Genomic DNA, 23,420 nt, shown 5'->3' on the forward strand with positions numbered 1-23,420 from the left:
TTCAAGAACACACGCCGCCGACGTCTCGGCTCAGACGGCAGCGGCCGCCGACGGTTCGAACACGTTGGGCAAGTAGATGACGCTGCGCACCGAGATGTTGTCGTACACCAGCGTCTCGTCCGGCGCGATCGAGAAATTCGGAATGCGCGCGAGCATTTCATCGATGGCCAGCCGCATTTCGGGTCGCGCCAGATGCGACCCCACGCAGCGCTCACATTTTAGTGGCGCCCATGTCCACGGTGAGCTGAGTTCCGGTGACCGCGCGGGAGAGCTCGGACGCCAGATAGACGACCGCGTCGGAGATGTCGTCCGGTTCGGCCAAGGGAAGGCCGGGCAGCGCACTGGCGTAGGACATCCCGTAGTTGGGGTGCGCGGACAACAGTTCACCCATGTGAGTGTCCTCGGTCGCCATCACTGTGGAAACTCCCCAGGGATGAATGGAGTTGACCCGGATGCCGTACTCGCCCAACTCAATTGCGGCCGACTTCGTCAACCCCACGACTCCGTGTTTGGCTGCGCTGTAGTGAGCTTGTCCAGGAAGGGATTTCAACCCAGCCACGGAGCTGATGGTGATGATCGACCCGCCGTTGCCCGCGGCCAGCATATGCGGAACCGCTGCCTTCAAGGTGCGCCAGACGCCGGTGAGATTGACGTCGATCATGGACTTCCACTGCTCGTCGGACATCTCCCAGAAGCGGCCCCAACTCACGACGCCCGCATTCGCCACGACCACGTCCAACCGCCCACCGAATTCCGCAACGCCCTGCCCCAACACCTGCCCGAGCGCCTCCGAGTCCCGGACGTCAGCGGTCCCGGCGACGATGCGCCCGCCGTTCTTCTCGACGAGCTTGACCGTCTCCTTGAGATCCGCTGCCGTTGCAGGTGGATATCCCTCGTGCTGTGACACCCGGTCGGCGACGTCGACGGCGATGATCGCCGCACCCTCCTGAGCGAGTCGCTGAGCGTGGCTGCGTCCCTGCCCGCGCGCAGCGCCGGTGATGAAGGCCACCTTGCCGTCGAGTAATCCCATTGTGGTCGCGTGCCTTTCGTCAGAGAGCGATGTCGTGTAGCCGACCGGTCAGGAATTCGGGGCGGCCCACCATCCGGGGTAGCAGCCGGCGCCGGGCGAATCGCCAGCCGGCAGCGGTGCGTATGACGTCGTCGCGGTAGACGCCGAGAAACAAGATGCCGCGGCCATCCGCTGTGCGTCGCGCCCACTCCGTGATGGTGAAGTAGGTCATCGCGGTGTCGCCGTGGACCTCGACGAGACCCTGGTGCAAAGTCTGGAACACGAAGTCCAACCCCGAGACGGTGCGCCCGATCGTTTCGGCGATGGCCGTGCGACCGACCGCGTCCTCGGTGGTGGGTGTCGACAGAACACCGTCTTCGGCATAGGTTTCGACGGCCTCTTCGACGGCGAAGCGGCACATCGCCTCCGAGTAGGAGGCCGCGAGGTGGTTGATCGCGATGATGTCGGCGACCTGCTGTGGGTCGGGCTGGCCGATGATCACGCGACGACCCGCAGGAGTGCCGTGGCGACGACATTGGCCTCGTCGTCGCCCTGGTGCAGCCGGGCACTGACCAGAATGGAGCCCGCTACGTCGGACTCGACCGACGCGTTCGCCACGAACGGACCGGTCCGACCCGCCTTCACGATGCGCACGTCGAGGCTCTGCACGCGTCGAACCCGCCCCGCCGCGTGAAGCGCGGCGGCCTCGAGCGCGACAATGATGGGACCGTGGTGCAGCAGCACGCCGCCGAGTTCGGGCGTGAGCTCCTCGATGACAAACCGTCCATCGCCCTTTAGCCGGGCACTGTAGGCGCTGGCGAGCGGCGGGAGGTCGCCGGTGTCGGGCACCCCGGGGCCGGGGTCGATGTACTCGAAACCCGTACCGGTAGGCGAGATCATCGTCCAGTCGGCGGTCCCGAGGCCGAGGAGCCGGTGCGGATCGTCTTCCGCGGTGATCCGCGCCTCGGTGAAGATCTGGCTGCGCGCCCGCCGTGTCATCGTCCCGCACACGGCCACGGCGTCCACATCTTCGCCCACCGGTCCACACAACTGGATCCCGATGTGTGTGAGTGCCAGTTGCCAGTGCCGATCCACCGCAATACCGGCCGTGTCGAGCATGGCAATCGCGACCGGTGCCGCCAGCAGGCCTTCGCCATGCCGAAGATCGCTGCGCACCGGCATCCGACCGAGTGCGTCGTAGCCCTCACCCAGCACCGACCGGCATCCGAGATACCGATAGCTCATCAAATTCTCGACAGCTTGCGCCCATACCCCGTATGCCTGGGTGTTCACATGCACTCCCAACGGTCGACAATGACCTAAATGAACTAACTATATACCGGCGCTGGCGCACACGGTTATTCGCCTTCGGCCCCGGCGCCGGCCAGCAGCGGAGCCAACCGCGTGCAGATGGTTTGGACATTGCGCGCGACATCGGCTTCCGCCATGCCACCGATCGACGCCCACAGAAACACGGTCTGTACCGGCGCGCCCGCGGTCAACTCCCGGATCTGGCCCGCCACGGTCTCGGGCGTGCCGTACATGAACGAGTTGAGAGGGCCGTCGCGGCCCTGCCGCACCAAACGTTCGACATCGACCGGCCTGGGCGTCGGGGCGCCGGTTCCCTCCACCATGTGTTTACGATACGAGTCGAGTTGGTGGGCGAGGTGTTTGGACACCATCGGCCAGTCACGTTCGGGATCCTCTGTCACGCAGCCCTGAATCCCGCCGGCCATCACACCCGACGAGACGGGGTGACCGCCCTCGGCGAGACCCTCGGCGTACGGTCTCCACAGCGCGCCATTTGCCGACAGCAGCCGCTCTCCCAGCAGGCCTGCTCGCCGCGCCCCTTTGGGCCCCTGGTAGCCCATCCAGACCGGCACCGGTTGTTGCACAGGCGACGGGCGAACCCCGCCCGGCCCCCATAGCTGACGTAGGCGCCGCACCGCGTCGTCGGTCTGCTTGTAACGCGCCACCATTGACGCCTCGAAGAGATCAAACTCCGGAACGCGGTAACCGGTACCCACCCCGAGATCGAGTCGCCCACCGGACAGGATGTCGACAACGACGCTCTGCTCGGCGATCTCGGCAGGGTGGTGCAACGGGGCGATCAGGATCGCGGTGCCCAACCGGATGCGCCGAGTGCGTGCGGCGGCCGCCGCCGCCATCGTCAGCGGGCTGGTCAGATAGCCGTCGTCGAACAGGTGGTGCTCGGAAAACCACGCCGACGAGGCGCCCAGGCGTTCGGCCTCTTCGCACATCTCGAGTGTGAAACCGTAGAGCCTCGACGGGTCCTGCGCCCACTGCGCCGGATTGCGCAGGTCGAAGTACACGCCTACGTCGATCGCCGAGCGTTGAGGTGAACCCATGGCTGCTACACCGAGCCCTTTACATCGGCCAAATACGGTTGATGGGAGCCCAAGCCACCGTCCACGCTGATGACCTGTCCGGTGATGAACCCCGCTTGTGCCGAGCACAGGAAAACGACGAGTGCCGCGATGTCGTCCGGCTGCCCGAGTCGGGGTGTGAGGTGATGGCGGAGCATGAACTCCTTCATCGGGCCCGCATAGGTCTCTTCCGTTGCCGGCGTGACCACCAACCCGGGCGCGATTGCGTTGCACCGCACCCCGGCATTGCCGTATTGCGCAGCCGTGTAGAGCGTTAGCGCGTTGATGCCCGCCTTCGAAACGCCATACGCGGTGTGCCCGATGTCGCCCGCCAGGCCGGCCCCGGAGGAGGTGTTCACGATGCTCGACTCACCCGCAGCGATGAGATACGGCAGAGCGAGTTTCGTCGCCAGCATGGTGCCCGTCAGGTTGATCCGCAGGCTTTGATCCCACACCTGTGGGTCCATGTCGGCGACATTGAGGTCCCTGGTGCTCGCCAGGTGCGTGGCGGCGGCGTTGTTGTGCAGGATGTCCAAGCGCCCGAACAGTGAAACGGCTCGCTCGATCATCGCCGCAATCTGGCCGGCGTCCCCGAGGTCGACAGCCACCGGTTCGGCTCGGCCGCCCTCCGCGATGATTTCGCTTGCGACCGCCCCGGCGCCGCCAAAGTTGACATCCGCCACCACGACTGCGGCTCCCGCACGTGCCAAAGCCCGCACGCATACGCGTCCGATTCCCGAGGCGGCACCTGTGACGACGGCGACCTTGCCATCCAACAGCTTCGTCACTTCGCCTTCACTCCGGGCGCGACGGGCTGGGAGGTCAGCTGACTGGTGTCGACACCGGCCCAGAAGTCCGTCCACGATGTGGCGCGGGGCAGGTTCGGCGCACCTGCGACCGACCATCCCTCGAAGGCGACCGCCTGCGGTCGCTCGATGTGGTCCGCCGCGTACCAATGGTTTTCGCGCCGGCGAGTAAACAACCACCGCCCGTCGACGCGCTGGTACTCGTCGTCGTACCGGATCGCCATGACAATCCACCGCGCTCCGACCTCGTGCTCGGCACGGCAGTAGACGTTGCCGACTGCATGCGTATCGTCGAGGAGTTCAACGCGATGGCCGACGATCTGGTGCATCGACCGATAGAACTGGCTCACCATCGAGACCAGCGCATCGCGAAGCGCGTCCCGACCGTAGCGATCGCGCCCTACCCGCACGTCGGGAACGAACAGTTCCACCCACGCATCGACGTCGCGATCATCGATGGCCATCGCGTAGCGGATGGGCAACTGCTGGATCTCCAGGGTGTCCTCGATCCGGCGCAGCCGGTCCTCGATTGTCATCCGGCTCATCAATCCTCTTCGATGATGATCGCCATCTCCGGGCAGGCGGCAGCGCCATTGCGGACGACAGCCTCATCACCGGGGTCGACGACGTGGTCCTTCAGGATCGAGTAGCCGGAGTCATCGATAGGAAAAAGGTCGGGGTCGACCGCATAGCACTGAGCGTGCCCGACGCACTTCGCCTGTTCGAGCCGAACTTTCATGATCGTGATCCCTCTTGGCCGCCGAATCGAGACTACTTAATAAGGTGACGATACATCTAATTAGTTGAGCTGAATAGTCGCCAGCGTAACGCGTCGACGCCGCGACGAGAACACCGACACCACCGCCGCGGGCGTGTGCCGAACGGTCCGCCCAAAAAGCTGTAGTGGCCGCCCGGGATCAACTTGCCTGATTCCCATAGGCTGCCAGCTCGGTCCGCAACCGCTTCTTGTCGAACTTTCCGCTCGCGAGCACCGGTAGTTCGGTTGCGACAACCAGACGCCGCGGCACCTTGTAACCGGCGAGGCTCAGCCGAACCGCCGCCTGAAGCTGTTCCAGCGTCACGGTTGCCCCCGGCCTGGGCACGACAACGGCGCACACCGCCTCGCCCCACCGCGGATCCGGTACGCCCACCACGGCGCAACCGGCGACTTCGGGCAGCTCGCCGATCGCGTTCTCGACCTCAGGCGAGTACACGTTCTCACCGCCGGTGATGATCACGTCCTTCTTGCGGTCGACGAGATAAAGCAGTCCGCGCTCATCGAACCTGCCGACGTCCCCGGTATGGCACCAGCCGTCCCGTAGCGTCGCGAGCGTCGCGGCCGCGTCGTCCCAATAGCCGCGGAACAACGCGTCGGACTGGACCACGATCTCGCCGGGAGAGCCTGGATTCACGTCTTGTCCGTCGTCTCCGACGATTCGTACCCGCACACCCGGGAACGGATAGCCGACGGAGCGCAGTCGATTGTCGGTCGCTTCCGGGTCGTGCAGCTCGCGCGGCAACCCCGAGACGATGGCCTCGGTCTGACCGTAGAGGTTCAAAAATCCCGCCTGGGGCATCACCGCCATCGCCCGCGCCAGTGTGGCGCCGTTCATCGGCGCGGCCGAATAGACCACCGTGCGAACGCTCTCCAGTGCCCTGCTGCCATCTGGAAGCGCCTCGAGCAGCGCCTGCAGCATGACGGGAGCGAGGTGGAGCACACTGATCCGTTCGGTGGCGGCCAGTTGAACCGCGCCGGCGATGTCGAACTGGTCTTGCAGCACCACCGTTCCGCCCCGCGCGTGCAGCCCACCGATGATGCCGAGGGCACCGACATGGCACATCGGCATGTTGATCAGCCCACGATCGTGCGAGCCCGTCGCCATCTCGGCGTTCATCGCATACAAGACCCGACGGAGCTCGCGTTGGCCCAGCACACAGCACTTCGACGGTCCAGTGCTACCGCTGGTGAATAGCAGACAGGCGATGTCGTCCGCGCGGGCGCGGTGGAGGGGTTGCCGGGCGGGCGCCGAGTCGATGAAATCCTCATAGTCGACGAGGCTGGACCGTCGAGCACCGATGCACACGATCAACGGCGACCACGTGAGCTGGGGGGATAACTCGTCAAGCACGCCGGCGAACTCGGCCGCGACGAAAATCACCGCGGGCCGGACGCGGTCCAGCGCATCCTCTACCTCGACCGGGGACGATCGAAAGTTGATCGCCGCGAGGATGATTCCGCTCAGCTGCGTCGCGGCGGTGATTTCCCCGAATTCGATTGAATTGCGGCTGTAGACGGCGATGCGATCCTGCCGGGCGACCCCCGCAGCCATGAGCGCCGACACCAGGCGCTCTGCCCGCTCGCGGAGCTCGCGGTGAGTGAGCACGCGTTGTTTGTGCCGGTAGGCCACCACATCGGGGTGGCGCAGGGCATTGTCGACGACGATGTCGCCGACCGTCAACTCACCTGGGTTCCTGCTGCTCTGCTCCACGGCCGGGTCAGTCGCTGGCGGGAAGCGGCTTGGCTTCCTTGATCTTCATAGGTGTCGTGCCGACGGACAACGATCCCTTGCCGGCGTTGGTGACCAGCACTTCAGCACCGTTGGCGGCGACGTAGCGCTTGCCCATCACGGTGCCGCCGGCGAACGCGTCGTCGACGGTGTATTTGGAATCCGCCTTTGGGTCCTGCGTGCCGGGCGGCATGGGGACCGCGGGTGCGCCGCCGACCCGTAGATCATCGAAGGCCTCGGAGCTGCGCACCACGATGAGCTGGGTGTCGCAGACCTGGCTCTGCAGGCGGGCGTCGTTCTTGATCATGCGGGCTCCTTTGTCGCTTCGTTGAATTCGCGATCGAGTTCGCGGCGCAGCACCTTGCCGGTCGCGTTGGTGGGCACCGCGTCGCGGAAGACGACACGGTCCGGCGTGCGTGATCCGCGCAGTCGTGCACGTGCGGATGCTCGACGAGCACGTCCTCGATTTCGGCGGGGCAATGTTCTCGCCCCCGCGAATGATCGTGTCGTCGGAGCGGCCGCCGATGAACAGGACCCGTCGGCGTCGTGGTGAGCGACGTCCTTGGTCGGGAACCGACCCTGCTCGTCCAGCACCGAGCCGATACCGGTGTAGCGGCCCGAGACCTGCTCGCCACGCACAAAGAGCTCGCCGGGCTCGTTCGGCCCGAGAACGGTCCCGTCCTCGGCGCGGATCTGTACCTCGATCGTCGGCACTGTCCGGCCCACCGACCCGAGCCGGCGCACACGGTCGCATCGTCTGAGGCCAGCGCGGCGCGGTGGTCGTCGGGGGTGAGCACGGCGATGGTCGAACTGGTCTCGGTCAGCCCATAGGCGTTGACGAAACCCACCTCCGGCAGCAGCGTCAGCGCCTTGCGCACCAGCGGCAGCGGCAGCGGCAGCGGCAGCGGCAGCGGCAGCGAGACCTTCGAGCCTCCGTAGGCCAGGGTGCGAAGCGTCGGCAATGTCGTCTCGGCTGCGTCCAGCGCGGTGACGATGCGGTCGAGCATCGTCGGAACGACGGTGGCCGACGTGACGGCTTCGACGTCGATCAGGCGCAGCCACTCGGCGGCATCAAACATGGGCAGGTACACCATCTTGCGGCCCGCTGACAACCGGCCGATCAGCGCACGCAGGCCGGCGGCCGAGAGCCGGTAATTGAGCGGAATGACTGGCACCGCGGCCCGCGCGGAGGCAAAGAGCAGCAGCGGCAGCATTGCCCCGCCGCTGCCGACGTAGGCGACGCACCGCGCGCCCGAGGCTGCGATCACACCCGAGCCACCCTCGGCCAGCCTGCTGAGTTCGGACACCGAGAGCCTCAGTTCACCAGACACGAGTGCGGTGCGACCGCTGTCGGCCAGCCGACCGCACTGAGCCATCTCCAACCGCAACGAGATGCTCACGGACTCTCGTTAGAACACGAAGCGGGCAATAAGATCGGCCACCGCCGCGGGCTTGTCGACGCCGTCGATCTCTACTGTGTGGCGCACCGTGAGGTTGACGGTCGATTCGTCCACTTTGGCTGCGTCGACGAGCGCCGAGTGCAGCCGAATTCGACTGCCCGCCTTGACCGGAGACAGAAAACGCACTTTGTTCAAGCCGTAATTGATGCCCATCTTGGCCTTCTCCACACGATAGTTGGCCTTGCTCATGCCCGGGATGAGCGACAGCGTCAGGAAGCCGTGGGCGATGGTGGCGCCGTACGGGCTCTCCTTCTCGGCCTTTTCGACGTCGACGTGTATCCATTGCCGGTCGAGTGTCGTCGTTCCGAAGTCATCGATCCGGTCCTGATCAACGACCAGCCAGTCGCTCACCCCCAGCTCTGCCCCCACCAATCCGATCGCCTCGTCGATGGACGTAATGACCTTCACGACAACCTCGCTTTCACCGACGCACCATTCGGTTATCTATTTAACGGTATAGGCTCGCCGAAGTCACCGCCGGGGAGAATCCCGCTTTTACCGTGAAGGACGACTATGACAGCGACAACACCCAAAGCCGCCATCGTGGCCGCAGCGCGCACGGCGATCGGAACGGCCCGTCGAGGCACGCTCGTCGACGTCGACGCCCGCGAGCTCGCCAAGCCCGTCATCTCCGCCGCGATCGAGCGGTCAGGTTTCGAGCCCTCCGACTTCGAGGACCTGGTGCTCGCCGAGGTGCTGCAGGGTGGCGGCGACATCGCGCGCTACGTGGCCGTGGAGCTCGGGCTCGTAAACGGTGCCGGAATGGCCGTCAACCGGCAATGCGCCTCCAGCCTGACCGCCATCGCGGTAGCCGCCGGGCAGATCGCCGCCGGCATGAACACCAGTGTGCTTGCCGGGGGAACCGAGTCCCACTCGACCTCTCCGATGGTCCGCAAGCGCAAGCCCTTCACCTCCGGTAAGGAGCCGGCCGACTACGACGATCCGTGGATGTCGTTGTCGCATCCCCCGACACCCGACGCGCCCGCTGTCGACATGTCGATCACCGTCGCGCACAACTGCGCCGTTCAGTACGGGGTATCGCGAACCGCTCAAGACGAATGGGCTCTGCGTAGCCATCAACGCGCCGTCAAGGCCATCGATGACGGGTCTTTCGTCGAGGAGATCGTCCCGGTGACCGTGCTTCGGCCCGACGGTTCGACCGTCGCCTTCGACAGCGACGAGCACCCTCGTCGCGAGTCCAGCATGGAGACTCTGAGCGGGCTGAAAGTGCTGCATCCCGAGATCGACGGCTTCTCGGTGACGGCGGGCAATTCGTCCGGACTAAACGACGCCGCCGCGGTGGTGGCGTTGACCAGGCCCGACACCGCGGCCGACGTACTCGCGCACGTGCTGTCGTGGAGCGCGGTCGGCGTTGAGCCCAACCGCACCGGCAGTGGCCCGATCTACGCGATCCCGAAAGCGTTGGACCTCGCTGGGCTCGCGATCGACGACGTCGCGCTCTTCGAGATCAACGAGGCATTCGCCGCGCAAGCCGTCGCCTGCACCAGGGAACTGGGGCTCGACGAGGAAATCGTCAACGTCTACGGCTCCGGGATCAGCCTGGGGCATCCCATCGCCGCCACGGGGGCCCGGATGGTCACGTCGGCGGCCTACGAGCTACGGCGGCGCGGCGGCGGCATCGGCGTGCTGTCGATGTGTGCCGGGGGCGGCATGGGTGCGGCCATGGTCATCGAAGTGAGCTGACAGCCGTCGGTAAAATAGATATATTATTATACTTTTAATCCGACGGAAGGACCCGCCCCAGCCGATGACCAGCATGTCGACCGCCTACTACGCGAAGGATGGCGCCTCGCTCGACTTCGCCGAATTGGGACAGGCGATGTCGTGGCTCTTCGGCGTCGCATCGAGAGGACTCGCCGGCCCATTGCCGACCGCGTAGCAATAGGGTTCAATGATCGATGTAAAATCGATAACTATTTATCGGATTGATTATTCGGCCGAGTGTCCAGAGCGTAAGGAATCCCGATGTCACATTCGACGCAGTCCGCGCCGGGGGGCTTCACCAGCGGCTACGTGACCGACGTCGCCCGGTTCCGGCTGGACTTCCGGCACTATCTGCGCGAGTCCTCCGAGGCGGTCCGTTGGCGGACGGCCGTGTTCGACAACGCCGAAGACCAGATGGCGCACGACAGCGAGGTGATGGCACGACTCTTCGAGGATGGCTGGAACCGCTGGGGCTGGCCCGAGGCCGTGGGTGGCTTCGGCGGCGACGCGATCCATCGCGCCGTGTACTACGACGAACTGAGATTCGCGATGATTCCCATTCCGGCTCAGCAGTGGTCGCTCGAAGTCATGGGGCCGGCCCTGCTCAAGTACGCCCCGCAACTAGCGGAGCGCCATCTACCCGACTACCTGGCCGGCAACGAGTGGTGGGGACAGGGTTTCTCCGAACCCGAGTCGGGGAGCGACCTGGCATCGTTGCGTACCAGGGCGGTCGACGACGGCACCGGCGGATTCATCGTCAACGGCCAGAAGATCTGGACCAGTCAGGGAGGCACGGCCAAACGCCTTTTCCTGCTGGTGCGCACCGGCGACCCGGAGTCGCGTCACCGCGGCCTGACGATGCTGTTCGTCGACACCGACACTCCGGGGGTGACGGTGCGGCCCATCGCGCTCGCGAGCGGGCGACGGGAGGTCGCCGAGATTTTCTTCGATGACGTTCGCGTTCCGCCCGAACGCCTGCTCGGCGAGGTCGGAAGCGGTTGGGCGCTGACGATGTTCCTCATGCAATTTGAACGCGGCATGTACGGCTACGCAGTGCTCAACAAGGTGCTGACGGAGCTCGGCCGGCTGCGCGCCCACATGGTCGCCGACAGAGCGTCCGACGAGATGCGCAAGCGCTTCGCGCGGGTGTATGTCGATGTGGCGGCCGCACAAGCCCGCACCGCCGCCACCGTGCGCCGGATCGCGGGGGGCGAGCTCATCGGGCCGGACAGCAGCGTGGACAAGCTGTTGTTCGGACAGGCGGAGAAAGCCGCCAACGACCTGATCCTCGACGTCCGACGCAGTTGGATGATGGCGGGGCCGTCGGGACCGAAGTCGAATGAACTCGACACCGCGCGGGCCGAGTGGTGGTACTCCCGCGCCGCCACCATCATGGGCGGCGCCGCCGAGGTTCAGCGGGGCATCATCGCCGATCATTTGCTCGGACTGCCGAAGGAGAAGCGATGAGCACCCCCATTCACGCGGACGACGAAGCGCTCGACGAGTCGTGGACCATGGTCTCCGAAGCCGTGTCACGACTCTTCGAGGACATCGCGGGGCGGCATGCTCACGTCGCGATCGAGCCAGAGTTGCGGCCACTCGGCTGGGATGAGATCGAAGCCGAGTACCCGATCGCCGCATCCGCTCTGCTCTTTGATGCGCAGGGCCGTTCGCTCGCCACGACGAATTGCCTTGCCCGCGTGATGATCGCCGAACTCGCCGCCCTCGTCGACGGCGCCGTGGACGGACTGGTGCTGCCCGAGCCGGCGAATGGATCCGCGCCGGCGTCCGGCGGAAACCGCATCACCGGAATGGTGCTGGGGCCACCCGCCGGACGACTCGTCGTGCCCGTCTCCGGTGAACTCGGCACGGTGTCGATCGGCGTGGTCGATGCCGACCTGCTCCGCGCAGAGCGCATCGACACATTCGACCCGTCGGTGCACTGGACCAGGGTCGAGGGTGCACTGGACATCGCCCTCACCAAGGCGACCGACGAGTGGCGCCGCGCCGTCGCAGCCGCTCAACGCGCGCTGGGCACCGAGCTGCTGTCCCTCGCCACGAGCGCGCTCGACATCGCGACAGAGCAGGTTGGCGCCCGTAGGCAATTCGGTGTCTCGATCGGATCGCTGCAGTCCCCCCGCCACGCGCTCGCTGAGGCTGCCGCGCAGATCGCCGGGGCTCGAGCACTTCTCGACCAGTCGTGGCGGTTCGGCGGGCGCCTGTCCGCACTCGCCGCCAAGACGGCCGCCGGACGGGCGCACCGCGCCGTCGCCGACGTCGCGCTGCAAGTCTGTGGCGCGATCGGCCTGACGGCCGAGCACCGACTGCACCGCTACGTATCGCGGGGATTCCAGCTCGACGCCCTGTGCGGTGATCACGACCGGCTGGAAACCGAGCTCGCCGAGTACCTGTTCGACGTCGACGCGGGCGACCGGGCCCTGCCCAACCTCATCTCCTGGACCTAGCGCGGATCGAAGGAAATTTATGCGCCGCAACATCTTCGAGGAAGTTCACAATGATTTCCGGGCGACGGCACGCCGCTTCTTCGAACGCGAATGCGTGCCATACGTCGACGACTGGGAGCGCGACGGCAAGGTAAGCCGCGAAGCCTGGTTGGCCGCCGGCGAACACAGCCTGATCGGCTGGGAGTTCGACCCGAAGTACGGCGGGCTGGGCGTCAAGGACTTCCGCTTCAACCAGATCATCTCCGAAGAGATGTTCATGACCGGCTCGGTCGGTATCGGCCTCGGAGTGCAGAACGACATCCTGGTGCCGTATCTGGACCGACTCACCACGGAGGAACAGAAGGAGCGTTGGCTGCCGAAGTTCATCTCTGGCGAGTACATCGGCTCGATCGCGATGTCCGAGCCCGGTGCCGGATCGGATCTGGCGGGCATCCAGTCCACGGCGCGCGACGACGGTGACCACTGGATCGTCAACGGGCAGAAGACCTTCATCAGCAACGGGCTGCAGTCGAAGCTGGTCTTGACCGCCGTCAAGACGGACCCGTCCGCGCGGCACAAGGGCATCAGCCTGTTGATGATCGAGGACGGGATGGAGGGTTTCACCCGGGGCCGCAAGCTCGACAAGATCGGCCAGTATTCCGCCGACACCGCGGAACTGTTCTTCGAGGACGTGCGGGTACCTAAGCAGAATCTGGTGGGCGAGCTGAACCGGGGCTTCTATCACCTCGTGTCGAACCTTCCCAGCGAGCGGGTAGGCGTCGCGTGCTATGCGTTGCCCGCGGCCCGCAGAGCGCTCGATCTGACCAAGGCGTACGCGTCGGAGCGCACGGCGTTCGGACAGCCGATCGGCACGTTCCAGGTGAACCGTCATTTCCTCGCCGAGATGCAGACGAAATTGGATGCGGCGCAGTGCTATCTGGACCAGTGCGTGCTGTCGGTAAACGACGGCACGCTCAGTGACGAGGACGCCGCCGGTCTGAAGTGGTGGACCTCGGAAGTGCAGTGGGAAATCGTCGACCGCTGCCTGCAATTGCACGGCGGCTACGGCTACGTCAACGAGTACGAGATCGCCCGGCTGTGGCGGGATTCCCGCGTCCAGCGGCTGTACGCAGGCACGACTGAGATCATGAAGGATCTGGTCGGCCGGGCGATGGGTTACTGACTACTACGACAACGAAGGGGTGCGCCGTGGAGGTCACCAATCTTCGCGAGCCGAAGATGGCCGATCGGGTCGCCGCCATCCTTCGCAAGATGTTCATCGGAGGCGAACTCGCCGAGGGCACGATGCTGCCGCCCGAATCGGAGCTCATGGAGCGCTTCGGCGTATCCCGACCCACGCTGCGGGAGGCATTCCGCGTCCTCGAGTCGGAGTCGTTGATTACCATCCAGCGCGGCGTTCGCGGGGGTGCTCGGGTCACCCGGCCGCGGCGGGAGACGCTGGCACGGTACGCCGGCCTCATCCTCGAGTACGAGGGGGTCACGCTCAAGGACGTTTACGACGCGCGCGTCGCACTCGAGGCGCCGATGGTCGTTCAGCTGGCCAAGGACCGCAAGTCGGAGGTCATCGCGGAACTCGAGGCGATCATCGAGCGGGAGGCCGCGCTGACGCCAGGCACGGCGGCGATCGATACGCTGACCGACTTCCACGCGGCCATCGCCCGGTTGGCAGGCAACAAGACGTTGCAGATCATCAGCTCGATGCTGCACCACATCGTCGAGACCGCGAACCGCTCGCTTCAACCGACGGGAACCAGCCAGGCGGAGCAGGCGGTTCGCCGCTCGGCGAAGACGCATCGCATGTTGTTGGAGCTCATCAAGGCGGGCGAGGCCGACAAGGCCGGCGAACTGTGGCAGCGACACCTTCGCAAGGCCGAGGAGTTCGTCCTCAGCGGCTCGGAATCGTCGACCGTCGTCGACCTCCTCGAATAAACCTGCCCACCTTCTACTTTCGTTCCGACCTACTACGGAAGGCCGCCACCCGCTCCTGGAACTGTGGAGTGGAGAACGACGTGTACTCCTCGGCCAGCGCATACTCCAGTATGCCCAGGGCCGCACGCGATAAATGCATGTTCATCGCCACCTTCGAGGCACGCAACGCCTGCGCTGGTAGCGCGGCAAGTCTCTCGCCCAGCGCTAGCGCCTCATCGAGCACGGCGTCGTCGGCGGCGATCATTGTGACCTTGCCCTCGATCAGCTTGTAGGCCTCGAACCGCTCCGCAAAACCGAGATCCTCGTAGCTGATCAACTCGACACCGCTGAAGCAGTCATGCACTTCGGCGACGTCGATATCGCGCGGGGTGACGCCGGCCATCTCCCCCGTTCCGGATCGGTGCGCCGCCGATATCCACCTGCATTCAGGTAGATTATTTGGCTATGACAGCCCTGCCGCCGCCGTTGCGGATCGAGCCACGTTGGACGGACCTTGACCCGGTCGGACATGTCAACAACAACGTGTTCCTGGTCTACGCCGAAGAGGCGCGGGCACGCTATCTAATGGCCACGCTACCCGACGCGTGGGGACAGATCGTCGTCGTGCACAACGGCATCGACTACCACAGCTCAGTCGAGATCTCCGATGTCGTGTGCGTGACGTCGATAGTCGAATCCATCGGTACCTCCTCGTTGACGACGGTCAACGAGATCGCGACCGACGAAGGACGCAAATGCGCGACGGTCCGAACGGTACAGGTCGTACTCCACTTAGACCGACGGGGTTCTCGTCCGTGGACTGAGGAGGAACGCGCGGCGCTGCTGACGCTCGTCGAGGACCCGGCGGATCGGTAGCACGATGCAGATTCGCGCGCACACATCGTCGGCCAAACCGGCGATCGTGCTCGACCCGTCGGGGATTCGGTTGACTTTCGCAGAACTCGAGGCACGAGCGAACCGACTGGCGCACTACTGGCGCCGAAATGGATTGCGTGAGGGCGACACCATCGCGCTTGTCATGGAGAACAACGAGCACATGCACGCCGTGATGTGGTCGGCCCGGCGCGCCGGCCTCTATTACGTACCGGTGAACACGCACCTGACGCCCCCCGAAATGGGCTACATCCTGAGCAACAGCGAAGCCAAGGCGATTGCGGGCTCGGCCGCGATGAGCGCACAGTGCGAACAGCTCGAGGAGTACCTGACCGACGTTCCGGCCCCGCTCAGATTGATGACCGGGACCACGCTACCCAATTGGGTCTCCTATCCTGAATGCGTTGCCGGTGAACCCGACACGCCTATTGCCGACGAGTTCGAAGGCGACCTACTGCAGTACTCGTCAGGGACTACCGGCCGACCCAAGGGTATTCGGCGGAAGTTGCCACATGTGGCGCCGTCGGTTGCGCCGAACGTGCTCACCCCGCTGCTTGACGCGGTGGGCATTACCGACCGGTCCGTCTACCTGAGCCCAGCCCCGCTCTACCACACCGCACCGTCAATGTGGTCGATGTGTGTGCAGACGCTCGGCGCGACCACCGTGGTACTGGAGAAGTTCGGCGCCGAGCAGGCACTGGCCTGCATCGAGCGCTACCGCATCACTCACGCGCAGTTCGTGCCGGCAATGTTCGTCCGGATGTTGAAGCTGCCGGCCGAGGTCCGCGACGCCTACGACCTGTCCAGTCTTGAGCGCGTTGTGCACGCCGCGGCGCCGTGCCCGCCCGAGATCAAGCGACAGATGATCGCTTGGTGGGGTCCGATCATCGACGAGTTCTACTCGTCTTCGGAGGGCGCGGGAATCACCTTCATCACCGCCGAGGAGTGGTTGCAGCATCCCGGCTCGGTGGGCCGCTCGCTAATGGGCACGGTTCACGTCCTCGGCGAGGACGGTAGCGAGTTGGCGGCCGGCCAGACCGGAGACATCTACTTCGAGGGCGGTTTCGCGTTCGACTATCTGCACGATCCCGTCAAAACCGCCGCGTCGCACAACCCGAACGGGTGGGCGACGGTCGGCGACGTCGGACACCTCGACGAGGACGGTTACCTCTATCTCAGCGATCGGCGCCACCACACCATCATCTCCGGGGGCGTCAACATCTACCCGCAGGAGGCTGAGAGCCTCCTCGTCAGCCACCCGCGCGTCGCCGACGCCGCCGTCTTCGGGATTCCCGACCCCGAGATGGGCCAACGGGTCGCCGCCGTGGTCGAAACAGTAGACCCCCTGCACACGACCGACGAGTTCGCCGACGAGTTGCTGGAATGGCTGCGAAGCCGGCTTGCGCACTTCAAGTGCCCGCGACAGATCCGCTTCGAGACCCGCCTGCCGCGCAGCGATGCGGGCAAGCTCTACAAGCAATCTCTGATCGAGAAGTACAGCGGGCCCGCTGAATAGGCGCACCACAACACAGGTATGCCGGCGGTGGCGCCCCACCGATGTGTCTGTGGCGCCGTTGCTGGCACGCCGCCATCTCTGCCCCGGTTGTCGCCCCCGCAAACGCACCGCGCGTTCGGGATTGCTTCTCCTACGGAACCGACACAATCGTTCGCGGGAGCAGAGATCACACCATTTGACACCTTGCAAAGGGATAATTATTGTACTGATAATGCAAGTGACCCGGATCACTCGTCGGGCTTTGTCGGCCAACCTCGGGATACGCCATCGGAATTGGCCGCGCAGCGAGTGCGCGCCGCTGGCATGCGGGCAACGTTTTCGAGTGCCTTATCCCATTGTCGCTCAACGATGAATTCCGCGTCGTCACCGACCAGCTCGAAAGTTGGTGGCTGAACTGGCCAGCCGGCCGCTGGCGCCGACAATGCGGCCTGTGCGAGATGACGCATCAATCGGTCGAGGAACAGGAGCCAGGTTGTGAAGTTTCACGTTTTGTTGCCCGGCTGTGTCGACACGCCCGCGATCACACAGCCGTGGGAATCGACGCTTACGGGTGCCGACATCGTCCGTATCGCACAGGTTGCCGACGAGTGCGGGTTCGAGGGTCTTCTGATCCCAGAGCATTTCGTTGTCGCTGCCGACCACGCAGAGACGACGGGACGACACTTTGTGCATTCGACCACCGCACAAGCGATCATGGCGGGCGCGACGAGGCGAATCAAACTTGGCTCGATGGTGACGATCTTGCCGTTACACAATCCAATCGTGCTTGCCAAGTCCTTGGCCACGCTGGACTGGCTGAGCGGCGGTCGCGCGGCCGTCACGGTGGGCTTGGGATGGCAGCCTGACGAGTACCGCGCAGTCGGTGTCCCCTGGGAGGAGCGCGGTGCGCGGGCAAACGAGTACCTGGCTGCGATATTCGAGTTGTGGCACAACCAAGCGCCGAGCTTCGACGGCAAGTATGTCAATTTTGCTGACATAACCTTTGAGCCCAAACCAATCCAAGAACCGCATCCGACGGTGTGGGTCGCCGGCGACGCCGATGCCGCACTGCGACGCGCAGCGCGATTCGGCGATGGGTGGGCGCCATGGTTGACGCCGCCAGGTCAGATACCCGAAAAGCTTGACCGTCTTCGGTCGTTCGCCGAGTTCGACGGTCGGCCGTTGACAGTGTTCTACTCACTGATGGCGCTGCTCATCGGTTTGGACGATACCGGCCATGTGCCCCTGGATGACCAGGCTTCGGTGTCGTCGGCCGAAACGCAGCGCGTCGTCGACGCTTGTGGGCAACTCGCCACCCTGGGCGTGACCGATACTTGGGTGCCGCCCGCCCCGGTGAGCGAACTGGGTGAGTACTTGGACTCGCTTCGCTGGCTGTCGGAGGAGGTAATCCCACAGCTCAGGGCGGCATGAGGCGGCGGATCCCGTTTGGTTGACAGGCGAAGTGGTCGATTGTTCGGTGCGTGACGACACAGAGGACAACGATGAGCCTTTGGCGTAGCTTGACCGGGCGCCTCGACGGCCACCCCGAATCGGGTGGTGTATCCCACTCGCACGCGATGGCGAAACGGAGCCTGACACCACCCGTTACCCACCGGTCGTCGGTTTGGCCGCCGGCGCAGACGGGGAACGCATCTGGGGCCAGGTCGCGTCGGCGCGCAGAGGCCGTTGCGCTGTCGTTGGCAGGGGCGTCGGCGTGATGGAAAGGCGCGGCATAGATGCCCGGCGGGCGTGGGTGCGGCCACCAGCACTGAGGGCGAGGTTCGTCGCAAGGACTGCGGTCAACGCTCTCATTGCGTTACTCCGACTGCTGGATCCTTCTGCAAACGCTCGACTTTGGGCCGCGGGGCAGGCAGCGGATGCACCCGCACCCGCTGCGGCCACCAGTACCACCGTCCCAATCTACGGCGATCCAGCCATGACCGAGCTGATCAACACCCACCCGGATCTGCGCCACACTGTCGACAGCTTCACCGACCTGCTGCTCGGCGCGCAAAAGAGCTGTTCTGATCTGACGCTACTCACCGCCGGAATCTACGGATGCGCAGCCGACGCCCGCCTGAGCGGAATCACCGACGACGACCTGCGCGACATGTTGCAGGATGTCGTCAAGAAGGTCACCGCAGCGCTATGAGCTGCCGGCCGATGTAGGTGTGAGCAGGAAGTCGCGCCGTAATACCCCCGCAGCGGTCTCCCCCCTTTCGTTAATCTCAAGATCGGTACCGTGCTTTTGAGCCTCTTGGTCTAATGACCGGGCGCGCCAGCCCTGCGAGAACGTCGAAACTGAGGGTGTGTCCAGGGTTTCTCGCACTTGTCCTGCGCAACCTCAGTTTCGGCGTGAGTGGCGCAATGCGCAGAGTGGCTCAGGACACCTAGCTGACCGGCAATGGCGCCGAAGGTGAAGCTACTGCGGAGTACGGGACAAACTCCGCGCGATTGACTAATCGCTGGCGGGCAGCGGTTTTGCCTCTTTGAGCGCCAGCGAAGTGTTGCCGACACTCAAGGCCCCGACTCCGGCCTTGGTGACCAGTACTTCGGCGCCAGCGTCGTCGACGTAGCGCTTGCCCATCGTGCTGCCGCCGGCGAAAGCCGGGTCCAGGTCGGCGTGCGGTGACTTCTCGGCGTCGAGGGACACCATCGGCAATCCCCCACACCGCAAGTCATCGAGACTGTCGGCGGACCGCACAACGATGACCTGTGTGTCGCATACCTGGCTCTGCAGCCGGGTTCCGTTCTTGATCATGTGCAGCTCCTTGGTTTTCGTGACTAATGCTGTTCAGCCGCAATCCGTAGACTTTCAACGATTTCGCGGCGGAGCACCTTGCCTGTCGCTGTTGTCGGCAAAACATCGCGGGTGACGATGCGGTCAGGGGTGCGTGACCCCCGTAGCGTCTTGCGAACGAACTCGCGCATCTCTTCGACATCCGGTTGCGCGCCCGGCTCGGGCACCACGATCGCGACGATGATCTGCCCCCATTCCGGGTCATCCGCGCCGACCACCACCACCTCGTGGACGTCGGGATGCTCGACGAGCACGTCCTCGACCTCCGCAGGGGCGATGTTCTCACCACCGCGGATGATGGTGTCGTCGGATCGGCCACCGATAAACAGATAGCCGTCGTCATCGAGCATCGCGCGGTCCCTGGTGGGAAACCAGCCGCCGTCATCGAGCACCGAACCGATTCCTGTATATCGGCCCGATACCTGTGGCCCCCGTACGAACAACTCCCCCGTCTGACCGGGTGGGAGTACAGTGCCCGCCTCGTCGCGGATCTGGACCTCGATCCCGGGCACCGGCCTGCCGACTGACCCGAGCCGGCGCGCCACGGCCGCCTCCGTCGAGCCGTGGGCCGTGCGGTGGTCCTCCGGTGTGAGAACCGCGATGGTCGAGCTTGTTTCCGTGAGTCCGTATGCGTTGACCAGGCCCACATGCGGCAGCAGCTCCATGGTCTTACGGACCAGCGGTAGCCCAACCTTTGAGCCCCCGTACGCGAGAGTGCGCAGCGTCGGGAGATCCGTCGGGCTGGCCTCCAACTCGGCGATGATGCGGTCGAGCATCGTCGGCACCACCGTCGCAGTCGTCACTCGCTCGTCGCGCACCAACTGTGACCATTCCCGCGGATCGAACTTACACAGGTAGACGATCCGTCGGCCTGCGTAGAGATTCGACAGCGCCGCACCAACGCCGGCGATGTGATAGGGCGGCACACACACCAGTGCCGCATCGTCGGCGTCAGCGGAACCGAATTCGACCGTGCCCGTGACGTAACCGGTCAGATTGCTGTGTGTCAACTCCACGGCCTTGGGCTGAGAAGTGGTACCTGAGGTGAACAAAACGATCGCCACATCATCGGGATCGGCGAACTCCTCAAGGGGTTCGCCCGCGCGAGCGGCTTCGATGAACTCCTCCGACGTCACCACCCGCTTACCCGCACCCGCGACCAGTTCCACATACGGCGGGTCCGCGACCACCAGCGGCGCCTGCAGACGTTCGATCAACTGCTGCAAACCGTCCGCGCTCAAACGGTAGTTCAACGGCGTGAACGGAACTGCGGCCCGCGCCGACGAGAAGATCAGCAACGGCAGCGTGAGCCCGCCGGTGCCGACATAGGCCACGTGCTGAACGCCGGACGCGCCGATGACTCCGGCCCCCCCGCTCGCGAGCCGGCTCAACTCCGACGTGGTCAGCCGTGTACCACCGCCGACCACGGCCAGACGATTGGGATCGCCGGAAACGGCCATCTCCAGCAGTAGTGCAATGCTCAACGTTCTGACCCTTTCGAATCCGATATATAGTTATAGACTTCCTGTCTGCAAGAGTCCAAACCGGACCGTCGAACGAGTACCACGAGCAGCACGTCAGAGACCGCGATCATCGGCGTCGGGCTCCGTCCTTTCGGTCGCTACGAGGGCCGGTCTGCGGTGGAGATGGGCGCTGTTGCGATCGGCCGCGCGCTTCGCGATGTGGGTGTGCAGTGGTCGGATGTCGGCAGCCCATACGCAGGCAGCCTCGAAGGGGCTAATCACGAGGCGGTCACCGGACTGGTCGGAATGACTGGGGTGCCCGCGCATGCGACCCTGAGGGGTGCGCCACCGGCAACTATCTGCTCACCGTGGCCGCGTGGATTCGCACCGGCCGCGATGTCGCAGCGGGTAAGAGGGAATAGCCCGTCCGACGTTTTCGCCCAGCGCGCTTCCGCCAGCCGGGCGTCCCAGGCATGAGACGACCCTCAAGTCACTGTAGGAACCCACGCGGCGATGCGATCCCACAACTCGCGCCGGTGGCTGGCGAAGTTGTGGCAGTGGCCCGATTTTGGCACCAGGTGCAGTGTCACATCGGCAGAGCCGGTGTAGTTGGCAGGTTCGATGTATGGATTGGGCGACACGTCAATCGCTGCGCCGAATGCGAGGAACACCGGAACATTCACTTGTGGCGTGTAGCGCTCGACGAACCCCGGCGTGGCGACCTCTGCACCTGCGCGCACCGGCACCCGACTCTGCGCGGCGGTGTCGGCGTCGATTACCCGCTGTGGTACCTCCCCGGCATAGAACATGTCCTCAAGATCTAACCGCGGAACGTTCATGTGACTGTCCAGCGGACTGGCACCCGAGAGCTGGCAAGCCAGCGACATCGATTGCTTAACACGGCTCTCGAGATCGGCGGCATCAATCCTTTCTTGAAAGACGTTGGCGATCTGCACCCCGTAGCCGAGCAGCGCCACCGCGTCGTAGATACCGGTGTTGGCCTGCACCATCGCGGTCAGGCATGCGCCCATTGAATGGCCCACACCGACCAGGGGAGCAGCCACCCGCGAAACGCCGTCGATGAGGTCGCCGTTACGCAGGCCTTCACGGACCTGCCGGGCCACCTCCGCGTCGCCGGCGGCCAGCAACTCCAGCCCTAGCTGGCCGGATGCGGTCGGGTCAGTGCTCTCGCCGACACCGAGATGGTCCAGGGCGATGACGACAAAGCCAGCCTCGGCCAGGTGCTCTCCGAAGCTGTAGCCGGGGTGCCCGTCAATCTGCATGTGCCAATAGTGCTTGTCATAGAGTCCGCCGGGCAGACACAACAGGGTGGCGACCGCATCGGCGGGCCGCGGCGGCAGGAAGACCCATGCCGACTGGACCAGCCGCTCACCGGTCCCGACCCCGGCCGTCACATCGAACGTCAATGGCGTTGGCATGGCACATATCGTCGAAACCGCCGCCACCGTTGTCCAGTGCGTTTTGCACATCGCGACGTTGCCCGAACCGCAACGCGCAAGGCGTATCGAGTGTCAAACTGGCGCAGTGGAACTTCACCACCTGCGCTGTTTTGTTTCGGTTGCCGAGGAGCGGCACTTCGGCCGGGCAGCCCAGCGTCTACATCTGAGTCCGGCACCGGTCAGCCGAGCGGTGCGGGCGCTGGAAAGCGAGCTCGGGGTGGCCCTGTTCATCCGCGGCCACCACAACGTGCGCCTCACCGCCGCAGGCTCGGCGCTTCGCGAACGCGCCGCGGAAATACTGCGTCACGCTGATTCCCTGAGCGACTACGCACGATCGTTCCGGCATCGTGCGAGTGCTATAACGATTGGTGCATTCCATCTTTCGCCGCCAGCCGTGCTCGACCGCACGGTGGTTGCTCTGCGCAACCTAACAATGTGGGATGTCAAAATTGAGCTCGTTGAACCGGGCCAGCTGCCGCGCCGGCTCGCGGCGGGCACACTGGACTTCGCGTTGCTGAACCCGACGCCCGACTGCGACCACCTGCCGCACCAGCCGATCGCCGTACTGGACTACGTGCTTGTCATGCGCGGCGACGACCCGCTGGCCGCTTGTCAACACGTCGACTGGGCGGATATCAGCCGACGTGACGTGACACTGCCACCTGATACGCCATTTCCCTCAGTGCTCAACGACCTGCACGACTTCATGGTCTGCCACGGCGTCACACAATTCGACCGCATCGACAGCCTCGACGTTGCCGCGATGGCCAGCCGAATCCGCACCTATCGCAGTGTGATTCCATCGCTGAGCCTGGAAGCCGGCGGGCCGTGGCGGGTATTCGACGACCCGGCGTTCGCCGTGCGCCGGTTCCGCCAACCGCCGCCGCCATACGTCCTTTCACTGGCGTGGAGCCCCGACACCCCACAGCGGACGGGCATCGACCCAAGGGACGTCCTCGCCTCGGTCGCAGAGCCCGGCGCTCTCACAAAATAATGGATCGCCATTTAAGCCCATCGGACACCGACCCCGCTTGACTCCTC

General features: G+C 64.9%; 26 protein-coding genes and 2 pseudogenes. 12 read left to right on the forward strand and 16 right to left on the reverse strand.

The features are described 5' to 3' along the window. Nucleotides 1-30: 30 nt before the first annotated feature. The 12 genes and pseudogenes from G6N51_RS08795 to G6N51_RS08850 form a co-directional block, all read right to left on the reverse strand. Nucleotides 31-204, reverse strand: coding sequence for a hypothetical protein (locus G6N51_RS08795; RefSeq protein WP_158086201.1), 174 nt, complete (start codon nt 202-204; stop codon nt 31-33). Nucleotides 205-211: 7 nt separating this feature from the next. Next, a complete protein-coding gene (locus tag G6N51_RS08800; protein WP_083169577.1) occupies nt 212-1,030 on the reverse strand; it encodes a mycofactocin-coupled SDR family oxidoreductase in 819 nt (272 codons plus the stop codon). A 19-nt stretch (nt 1,031-1,049) separates the two neighbouring features. Next, nucleotides 1,050-1,511, reverse strand: coding sequence for a nuclear transport factor 2 family protein (locus G6N51_RS08805; RefSeq protein WP_067925963.1), 462 nt, complete (start codon nt 1,509-1,511; stop codon nt 1,050-1,052). Further along, on the reverse strand, nt 1,508-2,302 hold the full coding sequence (locus G6N51_RS08810; protein WP_231984264.1) for a hotdog family protein: 795 nt from the start codon (nt 2,300-2,302) through the stop codon (nt 1,508-1,510). Before G6N51_RS08810 ends, G6N51_RS08805 begins: the two co-directional genes overlap by 4 nt. Nucleotides 2,303-2,367: 65 nt before the next feature. After that, nucleotides 2,368-3,378, reverse strand: a complete 1,011-nt coding sequence (locus G6N51_RS08815; protein ID WP_231984263.1) for an LLM class flavin-dependent oxidoreductase — start codon at nt 3,376-3,378, stop codon at nt 2,368-2,370. A gap of 5 nt (nt 3,379-3,383) precedes the next feature. Further along, nucleotides 3,384-4,184: an SDR family NAD(P)-dependent oxidoreductase gene (locus tag G6N51_RS08820; RefSeq protein WP_167528566.1), complete on the reverse strand. Its 801-nt coding sequence runs from the start codon at nt 4,182-4,184 to the stop codon at nt 3,384-3,386. After that, a complete protein-coding gene (locus G6N51_RS08825) occupies nt 4,181-4,747 on the reverse strand; it encodes a nuclear transport factor 2 family protein (RefSeq protein WP_142274863.1) in 567 nt (188 codons plus the stop codon). Before G6N51_RS08825 ends, G6N51_RS08820 begins: the two co-directional genes overlap by 4 nt. Next, nucleotides 4,747-4,941 carry a ferredoxin gene (locus tag G6N51_RS08830; RefSeq protein WP_067925972.1) on the reverse strand — a complete coding sequence of 65 codons (195 nt, stop codon included), beginning with the start codon at nt 4,939-4,941 and terminating at the stop codon, nt 4,747-4,749. Before G6N51_RS08830 ends, G6N51_RS08825 begins: the two co-directional genes overlap by 1 nt. Nucleotides 4,942-5,119: 178 nt before the next feature. Then, nucleotides 5,120-6,661, reverse strand: coding sequence for a class I adenylate-forming enzyme family protein (locus G6N51_RS08835; protein ID WP_232078287.1), 1,542 nt, complete (start codon nt 6,659-6,661; stop codon nt 5,120-5,122). Between the two features lie 37 nt (nt 6,662-6,698). After that, the gene (locus G6N51_RS08840) at nt 6,699-7,016 is read right to left on the reverse strand and encodes a hypothetical protein (RefSeq protein WP_083169583.1); all 318 of its coding nucleotides are present in this window, start codon (nt 7,014-7,016) and stop codon (nt 6,699-6,701) included. Further along, nucleotides 7,013-8,109: pseudogene (locus G6N51_RS08845) on the reverse strand (class I adenylate-forming enzyme family protein). The gene G6N51_RS08840 and the pseudogene G6N51_RS08845 overlap by 4 nt, the downstream one beginning before the upstream one ends. A gap of 9 nt (nt 8,110-8,118) precedes the next feature. Next, entirely contained in the window at nt 8,119-8,577 is a 459-nt protein-coding gene (locus G6N51_RS08850; protein ID WP_083169585.1) for a MaoC family dehydratase, read from the reverse strand. 105 nt (nt 8,578-8,682) lie between these two features. On the opposite strand from G6N51_RS08850, the gene G6N51_RS08855 reads away from it, so the two are divergent. The 6 genes from G6N51_RS08855 to G6N51_RS08880 all read left to right on the forward strand — a co-directional run bounded on the left by G6N51_RS08855 (nt 8,683) and on the right by G6N51_RS08880 (nt 14,288). Next, nucleotides 8,683-9,873 (forward strand): thiolase family protein, encoded by a 1,191-nt coding sequence (locus G6N51_RS08855; RefSeq protein ID WP_083169586.1) that lies wholly within the window; start codon nt 8,683-8,685, stop codon nt 9,871-9,873. A 64-nt stretch (nt 9,874-9,937) separates the two neighbouring features. Next, nucleotides 9,938-10,069, forward strand: coding sequence for a hypothetical protein (locus tag G6N51_RS08860; RefSeq protein WP_372510057.1), 132 nt, complete (start codon nt 9,938-9,940; stop codon nt 10,067-10,069). 86 nt (nt 10,070-10,155) lie between these two features. Continuing rightward, entirely contained in the window at nt 10,156-11,361 is a 1,206-nt protein-coding gene (locus tag G6N51_RS08865) for an acyl-CoA dehydrogenase family protein (RefSeq protein ID WP_083169587.1), read from the forward strand. Beyond that, nucleotides 11,358-12,359 carry an acyl-CoA dehydrogenase family protein gene (locus tag G6N51_RS08870; RefSeq protein ID WP_232078289.1) on the forward strand — a complete coding sequence of 334 codons (1,002 nt, stop codon included), beginning with the start codon at nt 11,358-11,360 and terminating at the stop codon, nt 12,357-12,359. The genes G6N51_RS08865 and G6N51_RS08870 overlap by 4 nt, the downstream gene beginning before the upstream one ends. Nucleotides 12,360-12,378: 19 nt before the next feature. Beyond that, on the forward strand, nt 12,379-13,521 hold the full coding sequence (locus tag G6N51_RS08875) for an acyl-CoA dehydrogenase family protein (RefSeq protein ID WP_083169588.1): 1,143 nt from the start codon (nt 12,379-12,381) through the stop codon (nt 13,519-13,521). A gap of 26 nt (nt 13,522-13,547) precedes the next feature. Beyond that, nucleotides 13,548-14,288, forward strand: a complete 741-nt coding sequence (locus G6N51_RS08880) for a FadR/GntR family transcriptional regulator (RefSeq protein WP_083169589.1) — start codon at nt 13,548-13,550, stop codon at nt 14,286-14,288. A 13-nt stretch (nt 14,289-14,301) separates the two neighbouring features. On the opposite strand, the gene G6N51_RS29625 is transcribed toward G6N51_RS08880, so the two are convergent. Next, entirely contained in the window at nt 14,302-14,703 is a 402-nt protein-coding gene (locus G6N51_RS29625) for a thiolase C-terminal domain-containing protein (RefSeq protein WP_372510065.1), read from the reverse strand. Nucleotides 14,704-14,732: 29 nt separating this feature from the next. Between G6N51_RS29625 and G6N51_RS08890 the strand changes: the two genes are divergently transcribed. The 4 genes from G6N51_RS08890 (at nt 14,733) to G6N51_RS08905 (ending at nt 18,808) form a co-directional block, all read left to right on the forward strand. Next, nucleotides 14,733-15,143 carry an acyl-CoA thioesterase gene (locus G6N51_RS08890; protein ID WP_083169590.1) on the forward strand — a complete coding sequence of 137 codons (411 nt, stop codon included), beginning with the start codon at nt 14,733-14,735 and terminating at the stop codon, nt 15,141-15,143. Nucleotides 15,144-15,147: 4 nt separating this feature from the next. Further along, nucleotides 15,148-16,677: a fatty-acid--CoA ligase FadD4 gene (fadD4, locus tag G6N51_RS08895; protein WP_083169591.1), complete on the forward strand. Its 1,530-nt coding sequence runs from the start codon at nt 15,148-15,150 to the stop codon at nt 16,675-16,677. Nucleotides 16,678-17,151: 474 nt separating this feature from the next. After that, nucleotides 17,152-18,087 (forward strand): TIGR03619 family F420-dependent LLM class oxidoreductase, encoded by a 936-nt coding sequence (locus tag G6N51_RS08900; RefSeq protein ID WP_083169592.1) that lies wholly within the window; start codon nt 17,152-17,154, stop codon nt 18,085-18,087. A 505-nt stretch (nt 18,088-18,592) separates the two neighbouring features. Next, complete coding sequence (locus G6N51_RS08905; RefSeq protein WP_083169593.1) at nt 18,593-18,808, forward strand: hypothetical protein; 216 nt, start codon at nt 18,593-18,595, stop codon at nt 18,806-18,808. Nucleotides 18,809-19,114: 306 nt separating this feature from the next. Here the strand turns inward: G6N51_RS08905 and G6N51_RS08910 are convergent, their stop codons facing one another. After that, entirely contained in the window at nt 19,115-19,417 is a 303-nt protein-coding gene (locus tag G6N51_RS08910) for a hypothetical protein (RefSeq protein WP_083169594.1), read from the reverse strand. A gap of 23 nt (nt 19,418-19,440) precedes the next feature. After that, nucleotides 19,441-20,916: a class I adenylate-forming enzyme family protein gene (locus G6N51_RS08915; RefSeq protein WP_083169669.1), complete on the reverse strand. Its 1,476-nt coding sequence runs from the start codon at nt 20,914-20,916 to the stop codon at nt 19,441-19,443. Nucleotides 20,917-20,985: 69 nt separating this feature from the next. Here G6N51_RS08915 and G6N51_RS29140 point away from each other — a divergent pair. After that, nucleotides 20,986-21,338 (forward strand): annotated as a pseudogene (locus tag G6N51_RS29140) (hypothetical protein); the annotation flags it as partial. A 66-nt stretch (nt 21,339-21,404) separates the two neighbouring features. Here the strand turns inward: G6N51_RS29140 and G6N51_RS08925 are convergent. After that, the gene (locus tag G6N51_RS08925) at nt 21,405-22,358 is read right to left on the reverse strand and encodes an alpha/beta hydrolase (RefSeq protein WP_083169595.1); all 954 of its coding nucleotides are present in this window, start codon (nt 22,356-22,358) and stop codon (nt 21,405-21,407) included. Between G6N51_RS08925 and G6N51_RS08930 the strand changes: the two genes are divergently transcribed. Next, a complete protein-coding gene (locus tag G6N51_RS08930; protein ID WP_083169596.1) occupies nt 22,357-23,373 on the forward strand; it encodes a LysR family transcriptional regulator in 1,017 nt (338 codons plus the stop codon). The two genes, G6N51_RS08925 and G6N51_RS08930, sit on opposite strands and share 2 nt — an antisense overlap. Nucleotides 23,374-23,420: the final 47 nt, after the last annotated feature.

It is taken from the genome of Mycobacterium paraseoulense, from assembly GCF_010731655.1.
Lineage (GTDB): Bacteria > Actinomycetota > Actinomycetes > Mycobacteriales > Mycobacteriaceae > Mycobacterium > Mycobacterium paraseoulense.

Coding starts and splice junctions, on each gene's coding strand:
- G6N51_RS08800 (WP_083169577.1), bottom strand. CDS start 1,030: ATGGGATTACTCGACGGCAAGGTGGCCTTCATCACCGGCGCTGCGCGC.
- G6N51_RS08860 (WP_372510057.1), top strand. CDS start 9,938: ATGACCAGCATGTCGACCGCCTACTACGCGAAGGATGGCGCCTCGCTC.
- G6N51_RS08875 (WP_083169588.1), top strand. CDS start 12,379: ATGCGCCGCAACATCTTCGAGGAAGTTCACAATGATTTCCGGGCGACG.
- G6N51_RS08930 (WP_083169596.1), top strand. CDS start 22,357: ATGGCACATATCGTCGAAACCGCCGCCACCGTTGTCCAGTGCGTTTTG.
- G6N51_RS08855 (WP_083169586.1), top strand. CDS start 8,683: ATGACAGCGACAACACCCAAAGCCGCCATCGTGGCCGCAGCGCGCACG.
- G6N51_RS08870 (WP_232078289.1), top strand. CDS start 11,358: ATGAGCACCCCCATTCACGCGGACGACGAAGCGCTCGACGAGTCGTGG.
- G6N51_RS08925 (WP_083169595.1), bottom strand. CDS start 22,358: ATGCCAACGCCATTGACGTTCGATGTGACGGCCGGGGTCGGGACCGGT.
- fadD4 (WP_083169591.1), top strand. CDS start 15,148: ATGCAGATTCGCGCGCACACATCGTCGGCCAAACCGGCGATCGTGCTC.
- G6N51_RS08815 (WP_231984263.1), bottom strand. CDS start 3,378: ATGGGTTCACCTCAACGCTCGGCGATCGACGTAGGCGTGTACTTCGAC.
- G6N51_RS08865 (WP_083169587.1), top strand. CDS start 10,156: ATGTCACATTCGACGCAGTCCGCGCCGGGGGGCTTCACCAGCGGCTAC.
- G6N51_RS08915 (WP_083169669.1), bottom strand. CDS start 20,916: ATGGCCGTTTCCGGCGATCCCAATCGTCTGGCCGTGGTCGGCGGTGGT.
- G6N51_RS08910 (WP_083169594.1), bottom strand. CDS start 19,417: ATGATCAAGAACGGAACCCGGCTGCAGAGCCAGGTATGCGACACACAG.
- G6N51_RS08905 (WP_083169593.1), top strand. CDS start 18,593: ATGACCGAGCTGATCAACACCCACCCGGATCTGCGCCACACTGTCGAC.
- G6N51_RS08840 (WP_083169583.1), bottom strand. CDS start 7,016: ATGATCAAGAACGACGCCCGCCTGCAGAGCCAGGTCTGCGACACCCAG.
- G6N51_RS08890 (WP_083169590.1), top strand. CDS start 14,733: ATGACAGCCCTGCCGCCGCCGTTGCGGATCGAGCCACGTTGGACGGAC.
- G6N51_RS08825 (WP_142274863.1), bottom strand. CDS start 4,747: ATGAGCCGGATGACAATCGAGGACCGGCTGCGCCGGATCGAGGACACC.
- G6N51_RS08830 (WP_067925972.1), bottom strand. CDS start 4,941: ATGAAAGTTCGGCTCGAACAGGCGAAGTGCGTCGGGCACGCTCAGTGC.